Here is a 23,754-nt window from a genome sequence, read left to right as displayed (position 1 = left end):
AGAGGAAGAGAATGATTCGTTGCCCAAAACGACGCAAACAACCCCTGACGGGCGAACTTTAACATACTAATATGCAACAGGCCCACGCTTTGCGTGGGCCTGTTGCATATTGTTCTTCGAACTAAAGGCTATAAGTTAATCACTCCCTTCAGCTGGGTAAAGAATTCATCCTTTTTACGGGAAGAGATCGGAATATTCTTCTGATCACTCATCACCACCGCCGTTCCCAGGCCTTTGATGATTTTCACGATGTGATGGATATTGATGAGGAACGACTTATGTACCCGATAAAATCCTTTATCAGAAAGCATTTCCTCATATTCTTTCAATGATTTTGAAATGAGATGAGAAACATTATTGATGAGCTGAATCTTCGTATAGCTATCAAATGCTTCGCAATAAATGATGTCTTTCAGATCAATTACGTTATACCCGTCATTAACCGGGATAACGATTTTGGAGAAAGCGTTATCATTATTTTTGACATAATCCTTCAGGATCGATGCCAATTCGTTGAGCCGGCCCTTCTTGCTCTTCTTTACCTTTTCCAGGGCATCTTCTACCTCACTCACCTTGATGGGTTTCAATAAATAGTCCAGCGCTGCAAACTTGATGGCCTGCAGTGCATATTCCTGAAACGCGGTGATAAAAATGACTTCAAAATTCAGTACAGGAAACATCTCCAATAGCTGAAACCCATTGTGCGGTGGCATCTCAATATCAAGAAACAGTACATCAATGGGGTTATTCTTAATCATTTCTGCCGCCTCATTGATATTTTGCGCTTCACCGACAACCGTTACATCTTTGCAGTAGTTCTCCAGTATATTACGTAAAATATGAATGTTGCGGACTTCATCGTCTACAATGGCAGCTTTTATATTACTCATAACATCTTAACAATGGGAATCAGTATTTCAACTAAGGTACCTTCCTTATTGCCGAAACCAGATTTAAATTTATCAATAATTTCTAACTTTCCAATACTTCCATTAAAAGATTTTATAATCTGCAACCGCTCCTTAATCACGCTAAGTGCGGTAGACTCGTGTTTAATGAGCCTAGAACTTTTAATGCTATTTGACTTATCCCAGCCTATCCCGTCGTCATCCACAGAACAATATAAGAGATCATCTACAATTTCCAATCTAATTTCCAGATAACCGCTAATATTCTTTGGCGCCAACCCATGTTTAATGGCATTTTCCACAATGGGCTGAATAATCATCGGTGGAATGTAAATAGTATACTCTTTTAAGGCATCTTCCAAAATGAAATGATACTTAAAGGAATGCGCAAACCGTATTTTTTCCAGCTCCAGGTACCGGGTCAGGAACGCAATTTCCTCTTCCAGCGAAATATAGGACTTACGGGAGTTGTTGAGCATCTGCCGCATGAGCGTAGCGAAATCTGCCAGGAAATTGAGGGCTTGTTTTTCCTCCTTCTCCAGGATGAGATGCTGCACTGAATTCAGGGAATTGAAAATAAAGTGCGGGTTCATCTGGTTAGTAAGCGCTTTGGCCTCCAGCTCCGCGATGCGCCGGTTATATTCCGTTTTTCGTTTCTCTGCCTGCTTGATACGCCTGATAATGTATCGCAATCCCACCAATACCAGCAGCAGCCCGGCCATTAGGAGAATGCCCCTTGCCCACCATTGCTGATACCACCTTGGCAGTATATTTACGTCTATGTTCAGGGTGTTGGACCAGTTGCTTTTGTATTTACGGGCCCTCACCATCAATTTATAATTACCTGGTTGTAAGTCAGGGAACGGGATAATGTTCGACATGGTAGTTACCCAACCGTTAGTCGTATCTCCCGAAAAATTATACTGGTATTCTACCAGTTCCGGCAGGTCAAAAACGATGGTACCAAATTCGGCTTCAAAAGAAGCCTTTCTTTTATACAGGTGTAAAAAAGCATTGGCAGCCAGAAAGGTACTGTCACCATAGCGGATATTATTCAGGTAGATGACCGGCGGCACGGTGTCTACCGGGATATGATCTGCGTTAAAATAACACAGGCCGTTGGAGGTGGCGATATACAGCCGGTCCTGATCCGAGTACACGCCACGTATATCATMAGAACTAAGGCCATCGTTGGAAGTGATATTACGTGTAAGGGATTGTGTTTTCACATCAATCACGGATACACCGCGGTTAGTAGCTACATACAGGCGGCCGATGCCGTCGTAGTACAGCTGCTGACAAATATCGCTGGCCAGGTTGTTGGCGGATGCGAGGTGTTTTACAATCTGGTCGTGCTGCATCACATAAATCCCCTGATCGCTGGTACCGATCCACAGGGAGCCGTCTATCCACTTCAGGTCTTTGATATTCACTTTACGCAGGGTATCAGGGCCAGCAGGTTGCAGTTGCTTTTTCCGGTCCGTACAAAAATAAAGTCCGTTGTTGGTCCCTACATAGTATTCGGAGTCGTTGACACAGGCGATGGAAGTCACGAGCATATCCAGGTCGCCGATGGTATAGTCATCCAGCGCAATCACCTGGTTTTTCGCGGCCACCCTGATTTTCCCGCCCGGCGACACATCCACGTCCTTTAGCATTTTTATGGCTTTCAGGAGAGATGTTTTATGCGTCAGGGTATTAAAATCATAGAGACCGTTGTCGGTGCCTACGAGTGCATGATCGTCTTTATGTGGGAGTATGGTCAGGAGGCTATTACGTCCGGAACTGGTATCCACGGTAAACTGGCTGCTGATGTGCCCTTCGCCATCCATGGTGTTGAGTACACCGGCGCTTTGTCCGATCAGCAACAAGTCATTTTTTTTGTCTTTGCTGACGCTGAAGATGGAATGCGAAGCAAGGCCGTTGGTGTTATCGAGGTAGCTGAAATAAAAATTTTTGTAGGGGATATTATACACGCCATCTCCGAAAGTGGTAATCCAGATGTTACCGTCCCGGTCTTTCAGCAGGGAGGTGATATAGTGGTTATCGAGTAGTTTGACTTTCTTTTTCTCGTTTTTAAAATATCCTTTCAGGAAAAACAGGGCGCGTTGGGTACCTACCCACAGGTTGTCATTATCCACACACATGTGGCTGATATCATCGTGGATACCCCATTCTGCGCCGTTAAAAAAGCACAGGGCATGAGAGGCGGTATAGGACCAGATGGTATTCCGCATGATAACGATGGCGCTGTCTTTGATGCGGGTATGCAATTCCGGATCATCTAACGGGTACGGGCATACGGGATCTATTCTCTGATTGGGATTAGCGGGATCGTTCAGACTTTCGAGATGAAAAAAGGCATCTAACGGATGGAAGATGTTGTAATTTCTCATCATGAAAAGCAGGTCTGCGCCGGATTTGCCTAGTTTATCGTAGGTCGTTTCCCTGCCGTTGTATTGAACAATGCGATTGTTGGTATTCAGGAACCAGATCAATCCGCCTCCTTTTCCTTCAAAAGCGTACTGCATGTAATGGCTGCGGCTATTGAAGAGGAGGGAGCTATCATTTTCTTCGCTGTGGATGACTGATTTTTTGTAGAAAGAAGGTTTTCCGTTGAGGGTAAAAAACCATACCCGTCCTTTGGAATCGGCGGCCAGTTTGACAACGTCGTTATCTGTCAGGCCATCTTTTTTAGCGTAGTTCCGAAAGCGTTTTCCGTCGAATTTACTGACGCCGGTGGGAGTAGCAAACCATATGAAACCGTCTTTATCCTGCACAGCAGCATAAACAGTGGCGTTGGCCAGTCCGTCCTTTACATTGTAGTTACGGATCATCAGCCCCTGGGCCAGCGCATTAGTAACAGTGCAAAAGAAGACCAGCGCCCATAACATTATGTAACGGTTCAAGGGCATCGGATGGTTTTAATGGTTTATTGAAGAATTACGAATTACGAATTATGAATTACGGATTTGTGCGGAGATGGTAAACGCGAATATTATCCGCTATTCTCTACCCACAAATCCGTAATTCATAATTCGTAATTCGTAATTCTTTTCTAGTACGCTCTTGCGAACAACACCCTTTCTTTAGACGGTTTGCCGGTCAGAATACAAGTGCCTGCTTCCTGCGGGTTATCGAGCGGAATGCAGCGGATCGTAGCTTTGGTACGTTCTTTTATTTGTTCTTCTGTTTCGGCGGTACCATCCCAGTGAGCAGAGATGAAGCCACCTTTTTCGTCCAATACTTTCTCAAATTCTTCGAAAGTATCAACGCGGGTAATGTGGCTATCGCGGTATGCTTTAGCTTTATTAAAGAGGTTGAGTTGAATTTCTTCCAGCAGTTCCTGAATACGGGCTGGTAAACCATCCAGCGACAGGCTCATTTTTTCTTTGGTATCGCGGCGGGTTACTTCGGCCACGTTATTTTCGAGATCTCTTGCGCCAATGGCTATACGAACAGGTACGCCTTTCATTTCGTATTCTGCGAATTTCCATCCTGGGCGATTATTGTCGGAGTCGTCGTATTTCACGCTGATACCGGCTTTTCTCAGTTCCTGTACGATGACATTTACTTTTTCATCGAGACCGGCTTTCTGATCAGGGCCTTTATAGATAGGCACAATCACCACCTGGGTAGGTGCAATTCTAGGAGGCAGTACCAGCCCCTGGTCGTCGCTGTGAACCATGATGAGTGCACCGATGAGGCGGGTGGATACGCCCCAGGAGGTAGCCCATACATAGTCGAGTTTATTTTCCTTGTTGGAGAATTGTACTTCAAATGCTTTGGCAAAGTTCTGGCCGAGGAAGTGAGAGGTGCCGGCCTGTAAGGCTTTACCATCTTGCATCATAGCTTCCACGCAATAGGTTTCTACTGCACCGGCAAATCTTTCGCTGGCAGATTTGAGACCACGCACCACAGGTACAGCCATATAGTTTTCAGCAAAATCAGCGTAGATGTTCAGCATCTGTTCTGTTTCTGCGATCGCTTCTTGAGCGGTAGCGTGTGCGGTGTGTCCTTCCTGCCAGAGGAATTCGGTGGTACGGAGGAAAAGGCGAGTACGCATTTCCCAGCGCACTACGTTAGCCCATTGGTTGATGAGCAGTGGCAAGTCGCGGTAAGACTGAATCCAGTCTTTATAAGTATTCCAGATAATTGTTTCAGAAGTGGGGCGAACGATCAGTTCTTCTGTCAGTTTCGCTTCAGGATCTACGATAACGCCGCCACCGTCGGGGTCGTTTTTCAGGCGATAGTGGGTTACTACGGCGCATTCCTTAGCGAATCCTTCTATGTGGGCAGCTTCTTTACTCAGAAAGCTTTTAGGGATGAACAGCGGGAAGTAAGCATTCTGGTGGCCGGTTTCCTTAAATTTACGGTCCAGTATATCGCGCATGGCTTCCCACAGGGCAAATCCGTATGGTTTGATCACCATACAGCCTTTTACCGCGGAATAATCTGCCAGGCCGCCTTTCAATACCAGGTCGTTATACCACTTTGAATAATCTTCCGAACGGGCTGTAATCTCTTTACTCATAAAAATTATAACTTATTTATATTTCGTTATTTTTAAGGCTTTTTCAACTCAATTTGTCGTGTCAAAATTAAATTCTCGCTACAGCTGAAAAAGGCTGGATTGGCTTAGTTTTTGTCACTTTAAAATGAAAGAGGAAAATTCCACAAACATAGATGAAAAACATAACTGTGCAAATAGTTATCAGAAAATAATATCACCTAKACTATGTTATTGTAACTTTCTTCCACAGAAATCCGTTAAAAAGAAGTAAATTTACTACACGAATCACGCTTAAAACATATTTCAAATGAAGCCTATATTATACATCGGACTGGCCGCATCGCTCGCATTGGGAGCATGTTCCAGCACCTATAAAACGGCTCAGACACCGGATGATGTCTATTATTCTCCGCGTCAACAGCAGCGTACCTATGCCTCAAACAACGGTTCGAATGGCAACAGTCGTCAGGATGAAAATGATGCGAACTACGTACAAGGCACCCAGGATGATGGTGGTAACTACGTGACATACCAGGATGAGGATCAGGGAGATTATCAACGTCGTCTGAACAGATTTGGTTCCAATGGAAACAGCTATTCCGGTAGTTACTGGGATGGATACAATGACGCTTCCAGCATGTATATGATGAATAGCTATGGCCTTGGCTACGGATATGGCAGCGGCTTTGGACTGGGTTACAGCCCATACAGCGCCTTCTATGGTCCGTCATTAAGCTTCGGACTTGGCTGGGGCATGGGTGGTTTCTATAGCCCATGGAGCATGGGTTACTATGGTGGAATGGGTTATCCATACATCGGCAGCTACTGGCCTTCTTACTACTATCCATACTATGGTGGCGGCTATTATGGCGGCGGATACTATGGTCATGGTGGATACTACGGTGGTGGATACTATCGCCGTCCATCTAATTCTTACGGCACGGTTAACTCCAGTGGTGAAAGAATTTCAAGACCTAACTACAGCAATAATGGAGGTAACATGAGTGGTGGCGGTGGTTATACCCGTCCTAACAGAACCGGTACTTTCCAGCCAGCTAATGGCGGTGGTAATGGTAGTGTAAATCCAGGTGGTGGTAATGGTAATATAAGCAGACCACGCCGGATATTCCAGCAATCCAGCTCAGAAAGACCCGTTTATCAAAACAACGGCGGTAACAGCGGCAACAATGGCGGCGGTTACTCCCGTCCACAACGTGTAGAATACAGCAGACCTGCTCCTTCTCCTGCACCTAGCTATACTCCACCCAGCTCCGGCGGTGGTGGCCGTATCGGCGGCGGTAACAGCGGCGGTGGCGGCGGCGGATATAGTCGCCCATCCAGAGGAGGCCGTTAATAAAATATTGACAAGATAAGCGTAGCCTAAAAACCTACGCTTATTTTTTATCTTCACACAAGGTTTTGCCCATATAACCGTTATACTCATTGCAGCACACGTTAGCATCAGTAGAATAGCCTGCAAAGCAAATATCATTTATTAAGTTTTCAGATCATGATTAAAAGACTTTATCCTCTTTTAGGCGGCTTGTTTTTATCTGCAACAGCCATGGCCCAAAGTTCCAACGACGCATTACTTTATTCACCCAATCAACCACATGGTACTGCCAGAACACAGGCATTGGGTGGTGCTGGTATAGGCCTTGGAGGAGATTATTCATCCGCACATCTTAACCCGGCAGGTATTGCCATCTTTAAAACCGGTGAATTCCATATCTCTGCAGGAGTTGGTATCTCCCAGTTTACGTCTAACTACCTTGGCAACGGCCAACTTGATAATAAAGGGAACCGCTCCAATTTCCAGATGCCGTCTATTGGCGTCATCATGGCGACGAATAAAAACAGTGGCAGCAGCACCTGGAATAATATTACCTTTTCATTAGGCATGGAGCGTATAGCCAATTACAATAATAAAATGGCGATCGCAGGACGTAATAGCCAAACCTCCCTCTCCGATGCCTGGGTAGATGATTTCTTTGACCAGCGCGTTAGCGATGCCGCATTGGGACTGGGATTTGATCTTGGTTACTATACCGGCATGATACATAAACACGCCAATGCACCTGGTGATACCTCTATTATTTCTCAGGCATCCCCTTCCAGACCTGGTGGCGGCCTGTCCGGCGGTATACAACAAAGAGGTACCCTCCAAACAGAAGGTGGTTTGAATGAATACTCCTTTGCGATTGGCGGTAATTATGGCGATCGCCTGTATATAGGCGCCAGTCTTAATTTGCCGAGCATCAATTATAAAGAAACACTTAACTGGTCGGAAGATGATGCCAGTAATGATAAAAACAACGGGTTTGGCTATTTCGACTATACCAAACGCCTGAAACGTACCGGATTAGGATTTGGCGCCAAACTGGGTATCCTGTATAAAGTATCTGATCACTTCAGATTAGGTGGTACTTTCGCAACACCTACCTGGTATTCTATTCACGACAGCTACACGGCTGAACTCCACTCTGATATTGAAAATGGTCAGGGTGAAGTTCCTGCTTACTCTGTTGACCTGACACAAGGATATCCGACAGAAAATGATTATCACTACACAGCTCCTTTACGCGCAGGAGCAGGCGCTTCCTACTTTTTCGGTAACCTGGCAGAGCCTAAATCAACACAAGGATTCATTACAGCAGATTACGAATATGTGAATCAGTCTTCCGGCAAATTCAAATATAATGATGGCAAAGCGGCCAACGGTGTAAACGATAACATCAGTGCTATCTATAAAGCTACTTCTAATATTCGTGCAGGCGCTGAAGTTAAATTCCAGGCAATGTATGCTGTCAGACTTGGCTTTGCTGCCTTTGGCAATCCATATAGCAATGATGCGTATAACGCAGGCATCGATGCTTCCCGCAAAGTATACAGTGGTGGTGTAGGCTTCCGTAACAAAGGTTTTTATGCCGATCTTACTTACAGCTATACACAAGGCGACGACAGATACCAGCCGTATACCATCTATCAGGCGGCCGGACAAGCTGATCTGAGCCCCAAAGCAGCTACCCTCGCTTATAACAGAAGTAATATTTTGATGACCATCGGATTTAAATTCTAAGACGATATACATTTTTATAAAAGAAAGGTCCCTCCTGCATTGGCAGGAGGGACCTTTCTTTTATAAAAATGTATCTATCCACTATTCCATCTGCAAGCTCTTCACCGGGTTCTCCAATGCCGCCCTGATGGCTTGAACACTCACGGTGAGCAAGGTAATCAGCAACATGGCGCCACCAACGCCAATAAACACGCCTACGCCTAAACGAATATGGTAAGCAAAACTCTCCAACCAACGATCCATGCAATACCAGGCCACTGGTAATCCAATGATGATGGCGATAGCCACCGCGCGGAAAAATTCTTTCGACAGCATCATTACTACATTGGTCACCGTAGCACCTAACACTTTACGGATACTAATTTCCTTGCGTTTGCTTTCAGCAGTAAACGTAGCCAGACCAAATAATCCGAGGCAGGAAATGAGTAATGCCAGTCCTGTAAAGTATTTCGACAACGCCGCCACTCTTTTTTCTGCTACATATTGCGCCTGGAAATCATCGTCCAGGAATTTATAATCGAAGGTAAAACCAGGGTTGTAGGTATTGTAGAAGGAAGCCAGCCGGTCGAGCACCGCCTGAGTTTGGCCGGCTTTTATTTTCACCATCACCGTACTGTTGTGAAAATCCATCATGAAAAACTGTGGCTTGATGGTTTCGTGGAGCGACTGGAAATGGAAGTTCTTCACCACGCCAATGATGGTGGTGGTGGCGCCATTGAAGTTAATTACCTTTCCTACCGGATCAGTAATGCCCATGGCTTTGATAGCGGCTTCATTAAAAATAATGTTGGTGCTATCTGTCGCGAAATCCCGGGAGAATGGCCGTCCTGCCGCCATTTCCAGGCCCAGTGTTTCCAACATATCAAAATTGACCATTAGCGGCCGGCAGAGAATTGTTTCATCGGTTCCCCTGCCCTTCCAGCTATAGCCCATAGTGGGCGCGCCTAACAGGTTGCCTACCATGCCGGAAGCATTCACTACACCGGGGATTTTCTTTACGGCCGCTAAAAAAGCGGGCATCCCTTCCCGGGATATTTTTCCTTCTGCATCGAAGTATACTACGTTGTCTTTATCGTAACCGGTCTTCTTTTCCTGTACATAAGCGATTTGGCGATAGATGGTAATCACTGCCACCATAAACAACACAGAGAGTGTAAACTGAAATACCACCAGTCCTTTGCGGGCCAGGAGTTGTCCTACTCCTGTTTGTATTTTTCCTTTCAGCACAGTCAGCGGATTGAAGCCGGAGAGGTATAAAGCGGGATAACTGCCTGCCAGCAGGCCGGTCAACAAAGTGATCCCCAGTATAGATAAGATCATGTCCGGCTGCAGGCCGATATAGAGTGTTTTGCCGGTAATATCGTTGAAATATGGCAGCAGCAAGGCTACCATCCCCAAAGCCAGGAGTAATGCTGCAAATGTCAGTAACATTGACTCACTGAGATATTGCGCAATCAGCGTAAGACGATTGGCGCCGATGGCTTTGCGGATACCCATTTCCTTCATTCTTCCGGAAGCCTTGGCAGTAGAGAGGTTTACGAAATTAATAGCAGCAATCAGGATAATAAACAGCGCAATCAGTGAAAACAGTTTTACATAACTGATACGGCCGCCCGCTACTACGCCATTTTCGTAGGTGCCATACAGGTAGCTATCGCTGTAACGTTGCAGGAACATGTTTCGGTTACTGCTGGCGCCTTTGGTGATACTGTTCATAAAGCTGCTCAGCTTTGCATTAAATGCAGGAACATCTGTATCGCTTTTTAATACGAGATAGGTGAGAAAAGGCCCCTGTGGCTCCATTCCCGTGATGTTCATGATATCTTTGAAGGCATCGAAGGGCAATATAAAATCGAATTGTGTAGAAGAATTAGCGGGTGTGTTTTTCAGGACGCCTGTTACGATACTGCTCTTTTTAACGGCATCAAACTGCCAGGTGACGGTTTTTCCCACGGCGCTGGCGGCATTGTGAAAAAGCGTTTGGGCGAGTTTTTCGGAAATAACGATGCCATTTTTATCGTGGAGTACCTGTTGCGCGTTCCCCTGCAGCAGAGGATAGGAGAAAACTCGGAGATAGTCCTTCCCCGCGAAAATGCCACCTGCTTTACTACGTTGTTCACCGGCGGACAATACCACTTTAGGAAACCAGGATGGTGGTGTGCTGGCCGCGGCATATTCCACTTCCGGCATGGTAGCCGCGAGTGTTTCCGCCAGCATCGCCGGAGTTTCTGTGGAGGTAACTATTCCTTTTTCGTGTGGTTTATTTTCCATTACCTGAAACAGGTGGCGATCATTGTGATGGAAATGATCGAACGCGCGTTCATCCTGGGCCCAGAGATAAATGAGCAACGTACAGGCGAGGCCGGTAGAGAGGCCGATGAGGTTCAGGATGGTAAAGCGCCTGTTTTTTATCAGTTGGCGCCAGGCGATTTTCAGGTAGTTTTTAAGCATAAGTGGATGTTTGCGCGGGCGAACGGCGGTGAAAAACCTGGAGCAGCGAAGAAAATGCCATGATGGCATCTCCCTAAAAGCAAACTACATATATATAATATATAAAATACATTTGTCCGGTTTTAGTACAGCCGCTGTTCGTATTTGTTTTTTCGGGAGATGACCAACGCCGTAAGCATACTGTGGCTACATCAGTGCGCAGCTGTTGCGGATAACTGCTGTTGTACGTATTCCAGGATGGGCGCCGGATCGCGGGGATCGAACCATTGGAAGGCGGGGTCTTTCCGGAACCAGGTMAACTGCCGTTTGGCATATTGCCGGGTATGTATTTTCACTTCTTCAATGGCCTGATCGAGGGAGATATGTCCATCGAGGAAGCTGAAGATTTCCTGGTAGCCGACTGTTCGCAGGGCGTTATGTTCCCGGTAAGGCAGCACTTCTCTCACTTCTTCCACCAGGCCAGCGTGGATCATTTGATCTACCCGTTGATGGATGCGTTGGTGCAGAATTTCTTTGGGAGGCGTGATCCCAATTTTGATGATCCGAAAGTTGCGTTGGGCGCGGGTAGCGCTACGGAAAGCGGTAATAGATTGCCCGGTAGCGTCCAGTACTTCCAGCGCGCGGATGAGGCGCATGGGATTCTGGGTTTCGGCGGTGGCGTAAAACCCTGGATCGCGCTCTTGTAGCTGCTGCTGGAGCCAGGAAAGGCCATGGAGGGCATATTGCTCATTCAGATGGGCACGGATACCGGCGGGGATATCGGGCATATCGTCGATGCCATCGGCAAAGGCCCTGATATAAAGGCCAGTACCGCCGCACATAATGGCTATATCGTTGTTTTGAAAGATGTTGTTGGCATAACCGAGGGCCAGTTTTTCGTAAATGCCGGCATTTACTTCTTCCCGGATGCTATGTGAATCGATGAAATAGTGAGGTACCGCCGCCAGTTCTTCTGCCGAGGGTTTTGCGGTACCGATGCTGATTTCACGGTAGCATTGCCTCGAATCAGCAGAGATAACAGCGGTATTAAACAGTTGTGCCATCTGGACAGACAAAGCTGTTTTACCGGAAGCTGTTGGCCCTGCGATCACAATGACGGTCTTTTGCATAATTATTTATTCTATGAAAGTATGACGGAGTTTTGAGTAGCCTGTAAAATCCATTTACAGCTGCTCAAAACTCCGTTTGTATCCCTATTCGATTGATCTTACTTAAAAGCTGTTCTCCTCTTCTGCGCCGAATTCTTCGCCGCCATCGCCGCCGAGTGCGTCGCTTTCTTCGCCTTCTTCACCGAATCCATCGGCGTCCATGCCTTCTTTATTGAGATCGTATTTCTCTTCCATTTCCACGAGCTTATCGCCCACGAGGCCTTTGGTGCCGTATTGGCTGGGCGCGAGGCCTTCTTTACGTACGCAGGCGGGATATACGATTTTACTGTTTTCATCTTTTGACACGCCGATCAGTTCTACCAGGAACGACCAGTTTTTGGCGAAGTCGTACAGGTAGATAAATTTCTGATTGGGATCTTTTACGGCCACACCAATCACGGTGTCTGCCATGAGCAGGGGTTCTGCTTTACGGGGCTGGTTGTCGGCTTCCAGGATAATTTCCCGGCCGCGTTGCCAGTTATCATTGCTACGGAAAAAGGTAGCCTTATGTTTTGAGTCAAATTCAAATGCTTGCAAGATTGCCTGGTGAAATACTAAAAACGTCTGATTCGGCTTAATGGCAATGTCTCTGTAGACACTTTCATCTTCTTCCCAGTAAACTCTGAATTTTAAAACCGGCATGACAAAAAGGTTATAAGTTATGTAATGTTTAAACAGGCCGCTGTAGGCGGTAGGTTTTGAATGCTAGTGAATACGTATTATGGTGATGTAAAATTACCAATTTTATTTAACCGGGTGAAGGTTCAATGCGCTGGCTTTTTCCAATAAAAAAGCGTATGCGGCGTCATAACTATTTGGGATTTCGCCATCCAGGATGGCTTCTCTGATGGCGCTTTTCAGATCACCTACGATCCTACCGGGTTTCAGCCCAAATGTTTCCATGATCATTTCGCCGGTTACAGGGGGTTGCCAGTTGCGGATACGGTCGCTTTCTTCTACTTCTTTCAATCGTCTGCGGACCAGTTCAAAATTTTCCAGGTACCGTTTTACCTTGGCTTTATTTTTTGAGGTAATATCCGCTTCGCAGAGCATCATGAGTCCTTCTATGTCATCTCCTGCATCGAACAGTAATCTGCGGATAGCCGAGTCTGTTATATTTTCTTTGGTGAGACTAATGGGCCGCAGGTGTAATTCTACCAGTTTTTTTACCAGTTTCATTTTATCGCTCAGGGGCAATTTCATTTTGGTAAAAATACGCTGCACCATTTTACCTCCAACTGCATCATGGCCGTGAAAAGTCCAGCCATGGCCCGGTTCAAATTTTTTGGTAGCAGGCTTGCCAATATCGTGTAATAACGCGGCCCAGCGCAGCCAAAGATCCCGGGTATTTGTTGAGATATTATCTACTACCTGCAAGGTATGATAAAAATTATCTTTGTGCCCTTTCCCTTCATTCATCTCTACACCCACCATATCAATCATTTGTGGGAAAATGATTTTGAGCAGGCCGGATTTATACAAGAGGTCCAGTCCTACAGAGGGTTTAGCGGAGAGCATAATTTTATTAAACTCATCGGTAATTCTTTCCTGGGAAATAATACGGATGCGTTCTGCATTTTCCTGAATGGCCGTAAAGGCGGATGCCTCAATGGTGAATTGGAGCTGTGACGCGAAGCGAATGGCCCGCATCATGCGCAGCGGATCATCACTGAATGTTTGCGCCGGCGCCAGGGGCGTACGAATAATTTGCTTATCGAGATCGGCCAATCCTTCGAACGGATCGAGGAGGGAGCCATAATCTTGTTCTCTCAGGCTGATGGCCATGGCATTAATCGTGAAATCGCGGCGATTCTGGTCGTCCTGCAGCGTACCTGCAGAGACTTCCGGATTGCGGGATTCCTGGCGATAGCTTTCTTTGCGGGCGCCAACAAATTCAATTTCCAGCTCATTCCATTTTACCTGGGCAGTACCGTAGGTTTTGAAGAAACTTACGGGTACTTTATCGCCTAAGCTTTCTGCCACTTTATGTGCGAGGGCAATACCATCACCAACGCACACCACGTCCATATCTTTTGTTTTCCGTCCCAACAGTTTATCCCGCACAAAGCCACCGATCAGATAGGCGGGCACCCTTAATTCATGGGCTGCCAATGCTATCTTCTCCAGCACTTTTCTTTCCTGCAGGGAGCAGGGTATGTCCAACGGCTTACTGCTGATCATATAAAAATATTCCTGTTAAATGTATTCCTTTCGCTGAAATCAGGGCGCAAATGTAATAAATAAACGTTTTTAATCCCGGATTATCGCGATTGAACCGTCTTTGTTTATCCTGATAATCCTGGAAGCGATGCTGGCAGTGGCTTCTTCCTGGCGGTGTTGAACGATATAATCCACGCCATTGCGGATAGCAGGGCTGACATCCCCGAAGCTGGCCGGAGAAGGCTCTCCACTGATATTGGCGGAGGTAGATACCAATGGCTTCCGCAATCTTTTTATCAAATGACGACAGAAAGGATCTTTCACAATACGGATAGCGATGCTGCCATCTTCATTGATGACATTGGGGGCCAGTCCCAGGGCACCCTCATAAATAACGGTGGTAGGACGGGTGAAACCCGCAATAATATCCGCGATATCGGGGCGGGGATTGGCGATAAAGTGCAGCAGATCTTTCACATCTGCCAATAATATTACCAGACTTTTGCTTTCACTGCGCTTTTTCAGCTCATATACTTTCTGTACCGCCGTTTCATCGGTGGCATCGCAACCAATTCCCCAGATGGTATCTGTAGGGTAAAGGATCAGTCCTCCGTTCCGCAGTACCGGCATGGCCGCACTGATATCATCTTCAAACATTTCAGTAGGTTATTATTTGGTAATGGATTGATAAACTTTCATCATGGCGGCAGCACACTTTTCCGGTGTAAAATGCTGCGCATGTTGTATCCCTTTTTCCTGCAGCTGCTTTACCAGCGAAGGCTGGCTGACGATCCGTTTCATGGCATCGGCAATGGTGGCCGGGTTCAGCGGGTCCACATACAGTGCCCCATCTCCCGCAGTTTCCGCAAAACAAGATCCCTGGGATGTAATCACCGGCGTGCGGCTCCACAAGGCTTCCAGTACCGGAATGCCAAAGCCCTCGAAAATAGAAGGATAAATCAGCGCTAACGCGCCCTGGTATAGTCCCGGCAACTCACTATTCTCCAAACGCACCTGCTCGTTCAGGAAAACAACCTGTCGCGTAAGACCATTGGCGTCCAGGTAGGCTTTTACTTTCTTTTTATACCCGCTGCCATTGCCCAACACCACCAGCGGTATATCGACGGTGCCTTTTAGTGTATTCATGGCCGTTACTATGCCCAGCAGGTTCTTACGTTCAATCAGCGAGCCTACATACAGAAAATATTGAGAAGGCAGCTGATATTTCGCGCCCAAAGCGGCGATATCATCATCCTGCCAGGTAACACTGAAAGCGGGATCACAACTTTGATAAACGACGTCTATTTTATGTGCCGGCGTATGATAATAAGTAATAAGGTCTTGTTTGGTTTGCTCGCTGATGGCCACCACCCTATCCGCCTGTTCGCAGGCGTAGCGGGCTTTTCGCCGGTATGTGAGCACATCAATGGCATTATATTGCTCCGGATATCTTTCAAAAATCAAGTCGTGCATAGTAACCACCGAACGGATACCGCTCTTATGGATGCCGAAAGGCAGCTCATGGCTGAGCCCATGGTAGATATCGATATCATAGCGCCGTAAATCCTTTACCACAAAACGGCTGCGCCAGGCTGATTTAAACCAGCGATGGAGCTGTTTTTCGGGCAATACCACCTTTACCTCCGGCGAAGCATTATACATAGTGGTTTGCTTAGGGGCAAACAGGTAGTACTCCTCCTCCGGAAAATCCTTTACCAGGGAAGATATCAGTGTACGGCTATAATTTCCTAAACCTGTATTATTCTGGAACGCGCGCTTGGCGTCGAATCCTATTTTCATAATGCTCCTTCTTCAGACGAATGACAAAATTACGAATTACGAATGGCGATTTACGTATATCTGAGAAGATTTCCGGAATTCGGTGGTTGGTTATTCGAATTTATCCGTTTCAGATATTATGTTTGCAAAAAAAACGACAATGGATTTACAACAACAAATACTGGCTGCCTGGGCTGATCGCAGCCTCTTACAGGAGACACAGTACACAGATGCAGTAAAAGCGGTGATAGAAGCAGTAGATAAAGGACATCTGAGAGTTGCGACGCCTACAGAAAACGGCTGGCAGGTGAATGAATGGGTGAAACAAGCTATCCTGCTGTATTTCTCCATACAACCCATGGAAACAATGGAAGTGCCTCCATTTGAGTTCTATGATAAAATGAGATTGAAGTCGAATTATAAAGAGCTCGGCGTAAGAGTAGTACCACACGCGGTTGCCCGCTATGGCGCTTATATCGCTAAAGGTTGTATCCTGATGCCTTCTTATGTGAATATTGGTGCTTTTGTTGACGAAGGTACCATGGTGGATACCTGGGCAACAGTAGGCTCCTGCGCACAGATCGGCAAACATGTACACCTGAGCGGTGGCGTAGGTATCGGCGGTGTACTGGAACCCTTACAAGCCAGCCCGGTAATCATCGAAGATGGTTGCTTCATCGGTTCCCGTTGCATCGTAGTAGAAGGCGTGATCGTAGAAAAAGAAGCGGTATTAGGTGCGAACGTAGTACTGACCCAATCTACCAAAATCATTGATGTAAGCGGCAGCGAACCTATCGAATATAAAGGCCGTGTACCAGCCCGCAGCGTGGTAATTCCTGGTACCTATACCAAGAAATTCCCTGCCGGCGAATACCAGGTATCCTGCGCACTGATCATTGGTCAGCGTAAAGCTTCTACCGATCTGAAAACAAGTTTGAATGATACGCTGCGTGAGTTTAATGTAGCAGTATAAATATCTTTTTCTATAGAGGTCGCGCCATGCATTTGAATGTATGGCGCGATTTTTTTTTGTGAGAAACGAAAAAAATTTGGTGGATTTAAAAAAACGCGTACTTTTGCAATCCCTTAACGGGGACACTGCGATGCCCAGATGGCGAAATTGGTAGACGCACTGTGTTCAGGTCGCAGCGCTCGCAAGGGTGTGCTGGTTCGAATCCAGTTCTGGGCACAAAAATGGACAAACGAAAGTTTGTCCATTTTTATTTTAAGGCAATGCCGCGTTCAGTGTGCATATCAGCTTAACGGCTTCGTTTAATCTAGCGGTTCGATATATCAAAGTATTCATGCTATATTTTCTTCATAAGAATTATACTCAACAAGATATAGTTGATCGAAATGTTATTAGCTTTGCGCCGCAACAAATAAGTTGACCTATGAAAAGAATACTACTGGCCGTGGCCATTGTTTCAGCTGTGATTGTATCCTGCTCTAAATCTTCCGATACCCCTAAGCCTTCTCAGAACAAGATGTATCTGGCTTTATTAAAGAGTAATTATGATAGTACCATCACGGAGTATAATGCTGATATGACCATTAAACGAACTGCCAGCTTTACTATTAGCGGATCAAACTTAAATTTGGAGATACTGTACGCATATAGTAATGAAAAACTTGCATCCTTAACATTTGGGAGTGTAAAGTTTGATGCCAGGTACGATTCTGCTGGAAATCTCAGTTTTGTTGACGCTAAGAATGTATATGATGACCAGCACAGGATAATTGAATCCCGCATATATCTGGGTAGCGATAAGGTGTATTCCGGAGTCGATAAACTAACCTGGGATAGCATGAATCTGATCAGAATAGACTGCTATGATAAAGATGGTAAGTTGTTTTATGTCAAGAACTACAAGTATGATGATAAAATTAACCCACTACGCAATATACCCTTAGGAACCAAGAAATGGGAAAATCCAGCGGTATATCTGTCTGCCAATAATATAATAGATGAAAAATCAGGAGATCCTCGTGGAGGATATTCCCCACAGCAAATTTTCAGATATAAGTACAATGAACGTAATTATCCGGTAAGTGCCGAAGTATACTCTGTTTTCGAGGGAACTAATTCATTGATGGATTCACTGAATTTTACCTATCTCCGATAAAATATTTAGATAAAATCCGGACCTGTAGCCTGGCGAAGTTCCCTTTTTAGGCACTGATTATTTTAGTCGGACAATACTGTTAATAAATCAGACGACTTCTTTAGCATCAATGCTATTGGGTTCGATAGTCTTCCATTCCGGTGCACAAAAATGGACAAACTTCGGTTTGTCCATTTTTATTTTTAGGCAATGCCTTGTTCTGTGTGCATTGCAGCGCTACAGTTTTTTTTTGGAGGGAGGTCACACGTCACACATCCCATAAAAGCGAATGGCATCAAGGTATACACCTTGATGCCATTCGCTTTTAGTTGTCTGTAATTAAAATCTTACCGTCAGGTTTGCGGATGCGTTGAAAGGCAGCTGCGGACTGATAACACCCTGGCCAGTGAAATACTGTTCATCGGTGAGGTTGTCGAACTTCAACCCTACCCTGAATTTGTTGGCATCATAAAATGCAGTGGCATTGATCAGGGTATACGGTTTGTATACAAAACGACCGGTGGTGGCTGAATTGGCAGTAACGTGTTCGCTMACATAGTTAGCGCCGGCGCCAATACCCAGGCCTTTCAATACTCCCTTGTAAAGGGTGTAGCTCAGCCAGAGGTTACCGATGGTGGGAGGACCGGCATTGGCAGGACGGTATCCATCCGTGTCTTTACCGGTGGTATTCAGTTTGCTGTCGTTATAAGCATAACCGGCAATGAGGTTCAGCCCTTTAAATGGAACCGCCATCACTTCCACTTCTGCTCCTTTACTGCGCTGGGTACCATCCTGTACGATAATCGTATATTCGGTACCGTTATCCATCAGCACATCCGGACGGGTCATATTCTTCACCTTGATGTCGTAGTAGCTGGCAGTTACCGTCAACCTGTTCTGCAGGAGATTCAGCTTCACACCACCTTCCAGCTGATTGGCATACATCGGCTTGAAGTTTCCGTTTACATTGGCCACCGGCTGTGTCACCGGGGGAACATTCACAAACCCATTCATATAGTTACCGAAGAGGGATACCATTTCCGGAACGACTTCATATACCAGTCCCAATTTAGGCGACAGGGAAGTCTGATAGAACCTGCTGTCAGGCACCATTTTGCCGGATACATGGTTAATGGTTCCGTTGCTGGCAAAATAATCCAGGCGCAAGCTCATTACCGCTATCAGGTAACGTGTAATATTTATCGCATCGGAAGCATAGGCACCATAAATATTACTGGAAGTATAGTTTTTAACCGGTGCAGCTCCGCTCATGACAATCTTATTGATGGCATTGGCCCTTGACAGCAGGCTGTATTTGGCGAAGTTTGGCTTGGAACCGCTGATGGTGTCAAACTTCACAATGCCGGAGTAGTTGTTGAAAGCGTTCTGGTTCAGGTAGTCTAATCCAACCACCAGGCGGTTACGGATACCGCCTATATGAAAATCGCCTGTAAAGTTTTGCTGAATACTGGTAGTGGCAGCATCTGCATTCTGCAGCTGCACGTTGCGCTCTACCAGGTCATCACTGGTATTTCCACGGATAAACTCGTATTGGTAAATACCATCTGTTTTCCTGGTATTCCGGGAGAAATTGGTGCTGGACACCCATCCCCGGCCCAATTTATAATCGATGCGGCCATGAATATTGGAAGATGGGGCTTTTAAGGTAATATCATTATTGGTATAGGATGTGTTCCAGTCGAAATTCATTTCGGATGGATTGGTAGCAAAAAACTTGCGGGTTCTGCTCAGGAAGATAATAGAAGGATTGGTACCCTCATAGGAATAGATTTCAGCACCCAGGGTGATATCCAGACGATCGGTAGGTTTATAATTAATTACCGGGGCCAGGAAAAACGATTTCCTGAAACCCGCGTCCTGCGGTGAATTGCGGGTATGGTATGCCGCATTCAGCCGGGCCGTTAATGTTTTGCTCTTGTTCACCGGGCCATATACATCTGCAGTAAGCCTGCTGAGATCATAACTGCCACCGGTATACGAAACTTCACCACCTAACGTGTCCAACGGTTTTTTAGTGACTACGTTAATTAAACCGCCGAAAGAAGTCACAGCGCCTCCAAACAAGGTACCGGAGGGGCCTTTTACTACCTCTACTGACTGAATATTGGCCATATCAATTTCGCCATTGGTCTGACCGGGAAGGCCATCCACCATAGATACCCGGGTAGGGAATCCACGGAGATTGTAGTATACGGCGCCATCGCCACCGCGACCAATACTTCCCTGCATTTTAATCAGGCCGGGCGCATTTTTCAGTCCTTCGCTGAGGTCCGTAATAATCTGTTCTGTCATCAGTTTATCGGACAGCGTGGTATATACCTGCGGATTTTCCATGTACTTCAAAGGAAGTTTGGAAACAATGCGGCTTTCCTTGTTCAGTTCTTTACTGATTGTACGGGTACTGATTTCAAATTCCTGTAAGCCGATAGCGCTTTCCTTTAATATAAAATCAGCCGTAGCGCTACCGTCAGCCGTAAGAGTCACGGTGCGTTTCATTACCGGTAATCCCAGTAAGGTGGCTTTTAGCGTATAATTTCCTTTATGGAGATGATCAAAGCGGTAGTTACCCTCTTTGTTGGTATATGTTTCCTGGTGTGTTTCCACCAGCATTACCAGTACTTCCCCTACCGGCTGTCCATCGGAGGAAGAAACTTTTCCCTGAATAACGGCATTGGATTGCGCCATCAGCTGACCGGCAGCAAGCAGGAAAATCAAAAACAAAAGGATGCGTGTGTAGGTAGTCAGGCAGACACGCAGGCCTGACTCACATAAGCAGAATGGTTTCATTAGCGTTGAATAGAAGTTAATGCTCACAGTTTATTTGCCCGGTTACTGAGCACCGCAAAGCTACTGTGATCGCTATTCTTACTGTGATCAGATCGGGAAACCTATTTATGCATTCGGGAAAAATATGGTTAAGTTTATTATGTTCTATCCTTTCCACAGGCTCTTTACCAGGTTTACCATGGCCGCCTTAATGGCCTGATAACAGACTGTTACAATGGCAATAGCCATGATTTTGGGGTGACTCTTCCAAAGCACTATCATCATGATGGCTTTTCTTTTAGTCTTTTCAGATCACTTAACTATTAAACTGCCGGAGATGGTGATCGGTATGTTTATAAGCTAAATAGCCACTCTGTTCTTTTGTTACTTTCCCCACAAAAGCGTGTACAAATTCAGGGTTTGAACAGTCCGCATGTTCTTTAATCAGGGTAATCCAATGCTGTTTTTCAGCTGCTATATCGCCGTCGGTTACTTTAACCTTAATTTCTGGGATAGTAGGCAGGTTTTGTTTGATTGGACTATCATCTCCTATTAGTTCTTTCAAAGCAATTTTACCAAACAAGCGGCCAAGGAACATCCGCTTAAATTTTTTTTTACCTAATAGCATTTCTTCATACAGGATACAATGTTTCAATACCTGGTAAATATTCATTTTTCCCCATTGGGCGGTGCTATTTTCATTAAGCGTATTGATCCTGGTAATCAGTTCATCTTTTGTTGTTTTGTCAAATATTGTTTTCATGTTTCTATAATTTAAAAAATCACGTTGGTATAACCCGGGCGGGTAAAAGATGCCCCTTAAACAAGTTTTGCGAGCGAAAATCAGTTGCCTGAATCGTCTTTAAATAATGCTTCCGTGCCGTAAAATTCTTTTGTAGAGGGCTTTTGTAAATTCAACCCCTTTTGCTTTTAGTTCTTCATAAGTTGCATAAACATTGTTGCAGGTAAAAACAGCGCTGTCTTGGTCAAGTACATAGATGTTTACATGTGTTAGTTAGGTAATCATCCTTTTTGCGTTTTATTTGTTTACACAAAGATCCGTTATGAATTAAAGTTTCACCTCTTCAAAATTGCTATTTTTTAGCCCAGCCGCTTTTTTCGCCAAAACAACCCGGGATAAAGGTTAGTGGTGATCTTACATTTGTACTTTTATTTTTCGTTGCTGCAGGAGGTATACTGAAGGGCTATACCAACAATCCGCTTAAATACCCCGCAAAAAAAGGTTGTAAGTCAATACTTACAACCTTTTTTGCTTTTGGAAGTGTCGAAGAATCACGCTTTTAGTACTTCTTCCTATCTATTTTATATTGTGCGGGTTGTCAATTATACAACGCCATATCCCGTCAGCTCCCTTACGCACCACATCCGTTGAAGTGCCTGAATATTTCGCAGGGGTTCCTGTCTCATCTGTATAGTCAACTGCCCAGTCAAGAACAAGCAATGCTATATCTCCATTGATTAATGTGTGCCTTGTTTCTCCCGATATCTTTCCATTTAAAGCAAAATACGGCATCAACGCATTTTTCAATGCCTCTCCCTGGGCAATTTTGCCCGGACTCTCCGCCATAACGGCATTTTGCTCATAATAAGCATTTATCAAATTGTCTACATTACCAAGATTGTAGTAATACATGAACACCTCGGTTGTTTTATCCGGAGTTGTTGCTTTTGGCGCTTCCTGTGTCATTTTACTTTTTTTACTTGTGAATAGATTTGTGTGCCTGTTGAGCATCGTTGAAAATAAATTTCTGGTTTCTCAACACATCAAAAATATTTACTTTTACTATATAAAATATAGTACTTTCCTAAAGTATAGTGTCTTTTTGAAACTAAAGTTTAAATAAATGAAAGAAGCATCAATAGAAGAATGTACCCGCTCTATTCTCCCTATCAGGGATGTGTTGGATATTTTAAGTGGCAAATGGAAGTTGCAAATTATTATGCTGCTGATGTTTGGAAAAAGAAGATTTAAAGATTTACAAAATTATATTCCTGGCATTACTCCCAAAATGCTTGTCAAGGAATTACGTGTACTTGAAATGAACCAATTAATAAATCGTACCGTTTACGATGAATCGCCAGTTTATATTGAATATTCTATCACTCCTTACGGAAGGTCCCTCAAAAAAATAATCCTTGAAATGGAAGACTGGGGTAAGAAACATAGGAAAAGAATAATGGGGAAGCCTGTAAAAGAATAAGGAGCGATGCACCTTACTTTTTGAATGTGTTAGCAGGAGGTGAGTCAGCTGGGAAGGACCGTGCAAGAAAACCATTTATTTCCTCCTCCCAGTCCTTCAAATCGTTTTTATAGATATGTTCAATAAATTGTTGGTTGACCTGGTTGCCCTGTGCATTCAGCCCAATAAGGCTGTAAGTAATGCGGGCAAGTGTTTTAGTATCAGATTGGGGACTGCATTGAACGGTAATGGTCCAACAACGGTTATCTCCATAGACCATATATTGAATCAGGAATTGTTGCGTATCATATCTTGACACTCGCCAAACGTAGTCTTTTTCACCTTTCAAATGACCGGGTGTAGTAAATGTTGCTTCCTCTTCGATGGTCTGCGTATTGGGATAAACCGGCGTTGGCATCCAGTCTGCCGACCATTTCTTCTCTTCGTAAGCGCCGAATAAAGGGAACACCGTATTGACATTTCCGTTTAACGTAATGGAAGCAGTCCGGGTAATCTTCTGTGCCCGGGCTGTTAGCGCTAGCAGCAAAGTGGCGATTAATATTTTCATATTCATTTTTTCATAAAGAAAATACTAATGGCGTAGTTGCACTTATCGAAAATTG

The 23,754-nt window shown here is 45.1% G+C and carries 18 protein-coding genes and 1 tRNA gene; 6 read left to right on the top strand and 13 right to left on the bottom strand.

Going from position 1 to position 23,754, the window contains the following annotated elements; all coding sequences use genetic code 11:
* Nucleotides 1-128: 128 nt before the first annotated feature.
* The 3 genes from AC1DFM_RS19545 to proS all read right to left on the bottom strand — a co-directional run bounded on the left by AC1DFM_RS19545 (nt 129) and on the right by proS (nt 5,442).
* On the bottom strand, nt 129-890 hold the full coding sequence (locus AC1DFM_RS19545; RefSeq protein WP_078672331.1) for a LytR/AlgR family response regulator transcription factor: 762 nt from the start codon (nt 888-890) through the stop codon (nt 129-131).
* Nucleotides 887-3,817: a sensor histidine kinase gene (locus tag AC1DFM_RS19540; protein WP_477078429.1), complete on the bottom strand. Its 2,931-nt coding sequence runs from the start codon at nt 3,815-3,817 to the stop codon at nt 887-889. Before AC1DFM_RS19540 ends, AC1DFM_RS19545 begins: the two co-directional genes overlap by 4 nt.
* Before the next feature lie 149 nt (nt 3,818-3,966).
* Nucleotides 3,967-5,442: a proline--tRNA ligase gene (gene proS, locus AC1DFM_RS19535; protein WP_477078428.1), complete on the bottom strand. Its 1,476-nt coding sequence runs from the start codon at nt 5,440-5,442 to the stop codon at nt 3,967-3,969.
* A gap of 286 nt (nt 5,443-5,728) precedes the next feature.
* Between proS and AC1DFM_RS19530 the strand changes: the two genes are divergently transcribed.
* A complete protein-coding gene (locus AC1DFM_RS19530) occupies nt 5,729-6,775 on the top strand; it encodes a hypothetical protein (RefSeq protein ID WP_477078427.1) in 1,047 nt (348 codons plus the stop codon).
* 156 nt (nt 6,776-6,931) lie between these two features.
* On the top strand, nt 6,932-8,500 hold the full coding sequence (locus tag AC1DFM_RS19525; protein ID WP_477078426.1) for an OmpP1/FadL family transporter: 1,569 nt from the start codon (nt 6,932-6,934) through the stop codon (nt 8,498-8,500).
* A gap of 81 nt (nt 8,501-8,581) precedes the next feature.
* Here the strand turns inward: AC1DFM_RS19525 and AC1DFM_RS19520 are convergent, their stop codons facing one another.
* The 6 genes from AC1DFM_RS19520 to AC1DFM_RS19495 form a co-directional block, all read right to left on the bottom strand.
* Nucleotides 8,582-10,951, bottom strand: coding sequence for an ABC transporter permease (locus AC1DFM_RS19520; RefSeq protein ID WP_477078425.1), 2,370 nt, complete (start codon nt 10,949-10,951; stop codon nt 8,582-8,584).
* A gap of 191 nt (nt 10,952-11,142) precedes the next feature.
* Entirely contained in the window at nt 11,143-12,060 is a 918-nt protein-coding gene (miaA, locus tag AC1DFM_RS19515) for a tRNA (adenosine(37)-N6)-dimethylallyltransferase MiaA (protein ID WP_477078424.1), read from the bottom strand.
* Nucleotides 12,061-12,162: 102 nt separating this feature from the next.
* Nucleotides 12,163-12,741: an IS1096 element passenger TnpR family protein gene (locus AC1DFM_RS19510; protein WP_477078423.1), complete on the bottom strand. Its 579-nt coding sequence runs from the start codon at nt 12,739-12,741 to the stop codon at nt 12,163-12,165.
* A gap of 102 nt (nt 12,742-12,843) precedes the next feature.
* A complete protein-coding gene (locus AC1DFM_RS19505) occupies nt 12,844-14,280 on the bottom strand; it encodes a CCA tRNA nucleotidyltransferase (protein ID WP_477078422.1) in 1,437 nt (478 codons plus the stop codon).
* A 69-nt stretch (nt 14,281-14,349) separates the two neighbouring features.
* Entirely contained in the window at nt 14,350-14,916 is a 567-nt protein-coding gene (locus AC1DFM_RS19500) for an L-threonylcarbamoyladenylate synthase (protein ID WP_477078421.1), read from the bottom strand.
* Nucleotides 14,917-14,928: 12 nt separating this feature from the next.
* A complete protein-coding gene (locus AC1DFM_RS19495; RefSeq protein ID WP_477078420.1) occupies nt 14,929-16,059 on the bottom strand; it encodes a glycosyltransferase family 4 protein in 1,131 nt (376 codons plus the stop codon).
* Between the two features lie 139 nt (nt 16,060-16,198).
* Here AC1DFM_RS19495 and AC1DFM_RS19490 point away from each other — a divergent pair, with 139 nt between their 5' ends.
* The 3 genes from AC1DFM_RS19490 (at nt 16,199) to AC1DFM_RS19480 (ending at nt 18,164) form a co-directional block, all read left to right on the top strand.
* Nucleotides 16,199-17,011, top strand: coding sequence for a 2,3,4,5-tetrahydropyridine-2,6-dicarboxylate N-succinyltransferase (locus tag AC1DFM_RS19490; RefSeq protein WP_477078419.1), 813 nt, complete (start codon nt 16,199-16,201; stop codon nt 17,009-17,011).
* A 132-nt stretch (nt 17,012-17,143) separates the two neighbouring features.
* A tRNA-Leu gene (locus tag AC1DFM_RS19485) sits at nt 17,144-17,227 on the top strand.
* Nucleotides 17,228-17,432: 205 nt separating this feature from the next.
* On the top strand, nt 17,433-18,164 hold the full coding sequence (locus AC1DFM_RS19480; protein WP_477078418.1) for a hypothetical protein: 732 nt from the start codon (nt 17,433-17,435) through the stop codon (nt 18,162-18,164).
* Between the two features lie 318 nt (nt 18,165-18,482).
* On the opposite strand, the gene AC1DFM_RS19475 is transcribed toward AC1DFM_RS19480, so the two are convergent.
* The 3 genes from AC1DFM_RS19475 to AC1DFM_RS19465 form a co-directional block, all read right to left on the bottom strand.
* A complete protein-coding gene (locus tag AC1DFM_RS19475; RefSeq protein ID WP_477078417.1) occupies nt 18,483-20,951 on the bottom strand; it encodes a TonB-dependent siderophore receptor in 2,469 nt (822 codons plus the stop codon).
* A 295-nt stretch (nt 20,952-21,246) separates the two neighbouring features.
* Nucleotides 21,247-21,693 carry a DUF1569 domain-containing protein gene (locus tag AC1DFM_RS19470; RefSeq protein ID WP_477078416.1) on the bottom strand — a complete coding sequence of 149 codons (447 nt, stop codon included), beginning with the start codon at nt 21,691-21,693 and terminating at the stop codon, nt 21,247-21,249.
* Between the two features lie 555 nt (nt 21,694-22,248).
* Nucleotides 22,249-22,638 carry a YybH family protein gene (locus AC1DFM_RS19465; RefSeq protein WP_477078415.1) on the bottom strand — a complete coding sequence of 130 codons (390 nt, stop codon included), beginning with the start codon at nt 22,636-22,638 and terminating at the stop codon, nt 22,249-22,251.
* A gap of 157 nt (nt 22,639-22,795) precedes the next feature.
* Here AC1DFM_RS19465 and AC1DFM_RS19460 point away from each other — a divergent pair, with 157 nt between their 5' ends.
* Nucleotides 22,796-23,152 (top strand): winged helix-turn-helix transcriptional regulator, encoded by a 357-nt coding sequence (locus tag AC1DFM_RS19460; protein WP_477078414.1) that lies wholly within the window; start codon nt 22,796-22,798, stop codon nt 23,150-23,152.
* 13 nt (nt 23,153-23,165) lie between these two features.
* On the opposite strand, the gene AC1DFM_RS19455 is transcribed toward AC1DFM_RS19460, so the two are convergent.
* Nucleotides 23,166-23,699, bottom strand: a complete 534-nt coding sequence (locus tag AC1DFM_RS19455) for a hypothetical protein (RefSeq protein WP_477078413.1) — start codon at nt 23,697-23,699, stop codon at nt 23,166-23,168.
* Between the last annotated feature and the right edge of the window lie 55 nt (nt 23,700-23,754).

It is taken from the genome of Chitinophaga sp. 05T412, assembly GCF_056396465.1.
This window is presented reverse-complemented; position numbering and strand designations above follow the sequence as displayed.

Excerpts from the sequence above, each read along its gene's own strand:
- AC1DFM_RS19510 (WP_477078423.1), bottom strand. The coding sequence starts at position 12,741 with ATGCCGGTTTTAAAATTCAGAGTTTACTGGGAAGAAGATGAAAGTGTC.
- AC1DFM_RS19480 (WP_477078418.1), top strand. The coding sequence starts at position 17,433 with ATGAAAAGAATACTACTGGCCGTGGCCATTGTTTCAGCTGTGATTGTA.
- AC1DFM_RS19525 (WP_477078426.1), top strand. The coding sequence starts at position 6,932 with ATGATTAAAAGACTTTATCCTCTTTTAGGCGGCTTGTTTTTATCTGCA.
- proS (WP_477078428.1), bottom strand. The coding sequence starts at position 5,442 with ATGAGTAAAGAGATTACAGCCCGTTCGGAAGATTATTCAAAGTGGTAT.
- AC1DFM_RS19490 (WP_477078419.1), top strand. The coding sequence starts at position 16,199 with ATGGATTTACAACAACAAATACTGGCTGCCTGGGCTGATCGCAGCCTC.
- AC1DFM_RS19470 (WP_477078416.1), bottom strand. The coding sequence starts at position 21,693 with ATGAAAACAATATTTGACAAAACAACAAAAGATGAACTGATTACCAGG.
- AC1DFM_RS19495 (WP_477078420.1), bottom strand. The coding sequence starts at position 16,059 with ATGAAAATAGGATTCGACGCCAAGCGCGCGTTCCAGAATAATACAGGT.
- AC1DFM_RS19505 (WP_477078422.1), bottom strand. The coding sequence starts at position 14,280 with ATGATCAGCAGTAAGCCGTTGGACATACCCTGCTCCCTGCAGGAAAGA.
- AC1DFM_RS19460 (WP_477078414.1), top strand. The coding sequence starts at position 22,796 with ATGAAAGAAGCATCAATAGAAGAATGTACCCGCTCTATTCTCCCTATC.
- AC1DFM_RS19545 (WP_078672331.1), bottom strand. The coding sequence starts at position 890 with ATGAGTAATATAAAAGCTGCCATTGTAGACGATGAAGTCCGCAACATT.
- AC1DFM_RS19455 (WP_477078413.1), bottom strand. The coding sequence starts at position 23,699 with ATGAAAATATTAATCGCCACTTTGCTGCTAGCGCTAACAGCCCGGGCA.
- AC1DFM_RS19530 (WP_477078427.1), top strand. The coding sequence starts at position 5,729 with ATGAAGCCTATATTATACATCGGACTGGCCGCATCGCTCGCATTGGGA.
- AC1DFM_RS19520 (WP_477078425.1), bottom strand. The coding sequence starts at position 10,951 with ATGCTTAAAAACTACCTGAAAATCGCCTGGCGCCAACTGATAAAAAAC.
- AC1DFM_RS19500 (WP_477078421.1), bottom strand. The coding sequence starts at position 14,916 with ATGTTTGAAGATGATATCAGTGCGGCCATGCCGGTACTGCGGAACGGA.
- AC1DFM_RS19465 (WP_477078415.1), bottom strand. The coding sequence starts at position 22,638 with ATGACACAGGAAGCGCCAAAAGCAACAACTCCGGATAAAACAACCGAG.